The organism is Mesorhizobium sp. M7A.F.Ca.CA.001.10.2.1 (assembly GCF_003998575.1).
GTDB lineage: Bacteria > Pseudomonadota > Alphaproteobacteria > Rhizobiales > Rhizobiaceae > Mesorhizobium.
On the sequence record NZ_RZQY01000479.1, the window covers coordinates 1 to 4660 of the forward strand.

3 protein-coding genes are annotated in these 4660 nt (G+C 60.7%); all 3 read left to right on the forward strand.

Annotated features, from left to right (window positions below; all coding sequences use genetic code 11):
• On the forward strand, nt 1–1189 hold a 1189-nt coding region (gene lptF / locus EN964_RS25215; RefSeq protein WP_127276865.1), incomplete at its 5' end, for an LPS export ABC transporter permease LptF.
• Nucleotides 1186–2271, forward strand: a complete 1086-nt coding sequence (gene lptG / locus EN964_RS25220; protein WP_031213741.1) for an LPS export ABC transporter permease LptG — start codon at nt 1186–1188, stop codon at nt 2269–2271. The genes lptF and lptG, both read left to right, overlap by 4 nt.
• Nucleotides 2271–4660: LPS-assembly protein LptD (locus EN964_RS25225; protein WP_164775979.1), on the forward strand; the 2390-nt coding region annotated here is incomplete at its 3' end. The genes lptG and EN964_RS25225, both read left to right, overlap by 1 nt.

Here is a 4660-nt window from a genome sequence, read left to right on the forward strand (position 1 = left end):
ACGCTACATCATGCGCCGCGCTTTCGTGGTCTTCATGGCCGCTCTTGTGTGGACGCTGGCGATCGTGTGGACGACACAGGTGCTGGCAAAGATCGATCTGGTGACAGACAGCGGCCAGTCGGCGTTGACCTTCTTCGAAGTCGCCGCCCTCATCCTTCCGTCCATCATCCCGATCGTGGTGCCTTTTGCGCTGGTGGTGGCAGTCGCACAGACACTCAGTGTGATGAATTCGGATTCCGAACTCGCCGTCGTCAACGCCGCGGGGGCCTCGCGCTGGACGATCGTACGGCCGATCATGTTGCTGGCGCTCGCCGCCGCCGTTTTTTCCTTTGCCGTCGACAACGGCATCGACCCTTACGCACGGCAGAAGAACCGGGCACTGGTGGCCTCGTCGCGCGCGGATCTGTTGTCGCTGATCATCCAGGAAGGCACCTTCCGCAAGATTGACGACGGGCTGTTCCTGCAGATCGGTGAGCGCCTTCCCGACAATCGGCTGGGTGGCATTTTCGTCGCCGATTCGCGCGAGGAAGGCGTCAACCTCGTCTACTACGCCAAGACCGGCAGCATCGTCGAACGCGGCGGTGAAAAGGTGCTGATGATGAATGACGGCGTCATCCATCGCAAAACGCTGACCGGCGATCTCTCCGTCATCCGCTTTACCTCCTATGCCTTCGACATGTCGGCCTTCATGGCGGCGGCTTCGGCGGTGACGCTCCTGCCCAAGGACCAGACGACGCAGTACCTGCTCAACCCGGGCGCCAACGACAAGTACTATCAGCAGAACCCCTACGAATACCGGGCCGAGGTCAACCAACGGTTCTCGGAATGGACCTATTCCATGGTTTTCGCGCTGATCGCGCTTGCGGTCGCCGGGGATGCGCGCTCGCACCGCGAGGCGCGCGTCAATCCGCTGATCACGGCGATCACGATATCGCTGTTCGTGCGTTGGCTGGGCTTTTTTGCCGCCAGCAAGGCGGATGAGGTCCCGCAATATGCGTATATGGTCTATGGCGTGCCGATCGTGGCTTCCGCGGTGGCGATCTGGTTCATCGTCTCCAACCGAACACTGGAACTGCCGGTGACCTGGGCGGACTGGATGACAAACTTCGCCACGCGCATCGCTGACAGCTGGAATGCTTTCAAATTGCGTTTGTCCAGGCGCGGCGCATCAGGGCAAGGGGTCGGCTGATGGGCTGGACACTGGGCCGCTACTTCTTCTTCCGCTATGTGACGATCACCATCTGGTTCTTCATCGGCCTCCTGGCATTGGTGTTCCTGATCGACTTCACCGAGCTGTCCGGCCGCACCACCGGCCTGCCCGGCTTCACCTACGGCACGGCGGTAGCCATTTCAGGCCTCCGTATGCCGATGATCATGCTGCAGACGGTGCCGTTCGTCGGTCTCTTCTCGGCGATGGCGACGCTGGTGTCGCTGAACCGGCGCTACGAGTTGGTCATCGCGCGTTCCGCCGGTGTTTCCGCCTGGCAGTTCCTCTTGCCCTGCTGCATCGGAGCCTTGCTGTTCGGCGTCCTGTCGGTTGGTGTCATCAATCCGCTCGCCGCGCACGCATTCTCCTGGTCGGAGCAGATCGAAACCCAGCTGCGTTCCGGCAAATCGAATACGGTCTCGGCCGATGCCGCGCCCTGGATCCGGCAGAAAACCAGTTCGGGCGACACCATCATCGGTGCGCGGGCCATCCTGAACCAGGGCCTGGAAATGGCCGATGTCGTATTTTTCATTCTCGACCCGCAAGGCAACATCGTCGAGCGCAAGGACGCCGCCCGTGCCTTCCTGCGCGACGGCTATTGGGAATTGCAGGACGTCAAGACATTCCAGAACGGCACGATCCAGGCATCGGCAACCGATCGCGTACCGACCAATCTAAAGCCCGAATTCGTGCAAGAGCGGCTGGCGCGCCCCGAAACCATCCCCTTCTATGACCTGCCCGGAAAGGTCGAGGTTGCCCGCTCCTTCGGCCTCAAGGCAAATGCTTTTGCCATGCAGTTTGATTCGCTCGTGGCGTTGCCGTTCCTTCTCGTCGCCATGACGCTGATCGCGGCAACGGTTTCAATGCGATTTGCTAGGATGGGACAGTCGGCGACGATGATTCTGGGTGGCATCATCGCTGGCTTTCTGCTTTATGTCGTTTCGGTGCTGGTGAAGGCATTCGGCGTGGCGGGATTCGTGCCGACTGTCGTAGCCGCCTGGGTACCGGTCATGGTGGCTATGTTCTTCGGGGTGACTTTCCTGCTATACAAGGAAGACGGCTAGTGAGGGAGGCGTTTTTGCCCAGCAACAGGCAGGCCGGTTTGGCGCGCCTCTATGCGGCGACCGCCTTGGCGTGCGTGCTTGCCTACGCCGTTCCGGCACCGGCGCTTGCGCAGGACGTCGGCGACATGGCGACATCGGTTCCGGCCGGCTCGCAAATGCTGCTGGCGGCCGATACGCTGGTCTACAACAACGACAACCAGACCGTGACCGCCGTCGGCGGTGTGCAGATCGACTATGGTGGCAATCGCCTTGTCGCCCAGCGCGTCGAATACAACCGCAACACCAAGCGGATGGTCGCGAGCGGCAACGTCGAAGTTATCAACAGCGACGGCACCAAGATCAATTCGCAACATATCGACATCACCGATGACTTCGCCGACGGCTTCGTCAATGCGTTGCGGGTCGAAACCATCGACAAGGCCTATTTCGCCGCCGAAAGCGCAGAACGCATGGGCGGCGTGCTGACCACCTTCCACAATGGCGTCTACACCGCCTGCGAGCCGTGCGAGGATAAGCCGGACAAAGCGCCGACCTGGCGCGTCAAGGCCAAGAAGATCATCTGGAACGGCGAGAAGAAGACGGTTCGCTTCGAGAATGCGAATTTCGAGTTCTTCGGTTTTCCGCTTGCCTATCTGCCTGCATTCGAAATTGCCGACCCGACGGTGAAGCGCAAGAGCGGCTTCCTGATCCCGAGCATCATCTACAAGAGCGATCTCGGCGTCGGCGTGAAAGTCCCCTATTATCTCGCATTGGCGCCGACCTACGACCTGACCGTCACCGGCACCGGCTATACCAAGCAGGGCTTCCTCGGTGAGGCCGAGTGGCGTCAGCGCTTCGACAATGGCGAGTACAGCTTGAAGATCGCCGGGATACACCAGCAGAATCCCGACGCCTTCCTCGACACTACTGCCTTCCCATCCAGCTCTGGCCACAACGTCAATTCGGGCAGCGCCGGCGATCCCAACAAATTCCGCGGCATGATGGGTACCCAGGGGCAGTTCGCCATCAACTCACGCTGGAACTTCGGCTGGGACGTGCTGCTGCAGACCGACAAGAACTTCTCGAACACCTACGGCATCGACAAGTACAATAGCAGCGTCCACCAGTCGTCGGTCTACTTGACGGGTCTCAACGGCCGCAACTATTTCGACGTGCGCGCCATGCATTTCGATGTGCAGGAAGATACGCCTGACGACAATATCTCTGCGCGAAGCGGACAACAGCCCTGGGTGCTGCCGTCGCTCGATTACGCCTATATTCCTGATGCCTCGGTGGCCGGCGGCCAGCTGTCCCTCAATGTCAACGCGCGTGTCATCCGCCGCGACGATGTCGACGAGACCTTCGTCCAGCCCTACAATGCCCTCACTCCGACGCAGCGCGTCCGCGGCATCGAAGGCGAATCGGGCCGCCTCACCGCCGAGGCCGAGTGGAAGCGGAGTTTCGTCACAGATGGCGGACTGGTGCTAACGCCGTTGCTCGCGCTGCAGGGCGACGTGGACTACCTCAACGCATCGTCGGCTTCGCTAGACGCCATCGACCGAATGGCAACGCATTTGGGCGAGCAGGACGATATGCGCTCGTCATTTGCCCGTTACATGGCAACCGCGGGCCTCGAGATGCGTTGGCCGGTGCTGTTTTCCATGGCCAGCGGGTCCAGCCATGTCATCGAGCCAATGGCGCAGGTCTTCATGCGTCCGAACGAGCAATATGTCGGCGGCCTCTCAGTGCCCAACGAAGACGCCCAAAGCATGGTCTTCGACGCGACCACCTTGTTCGAGCGCGACAAGTTCTCCGGTTACGACCGCGTCGAAGGCGGTTCGCGCGCCAATGTCGGCCTCCGCTATTCCGGCTCGTACAACAATGGCTGGGGTACCAATGCCATTTTCGGCCAATCCTATCAGATCGGCGGCGAGAACTCCTTTGCCGCGCCGGATCTGGTCAATGTCGGCGCCAATTCCGGCCTCGACACGACCAAATCCGACTATGTCGGCCTGTTCGGCATCAACAGCCCCAACGGCTTCGCGGCCTCGGTCAGCGGCCGTTTCGACGAACAGAGTTTCGAGGTCCGCCGTGCCGAGGTGAAGGCCGCCTATTCCGGCCTGCCTGTGTCGCTGAGCGCCAAATACGCCTTCATCCAGGCCCAGCCGCTGTACGGTTTCACGGAAGACCGTCACGAAGTCACACTTGGTGCATCCACGCATCTGGCCGAAAACTGGCGCGTCTTCGGCACAGGAACCTACGACCTGCAGCAAAGCCTGCTGGTCAAGGACGGTGTCGGCTTCGCCTACAACGATTCCTGCTTCACTTATCTGATGACCTACTCGCAGTCGCGCGATCTGAACACCAGGGAGGTGTCGCAGACCATCGGCTTCAATCTGTCGTTCCGCAC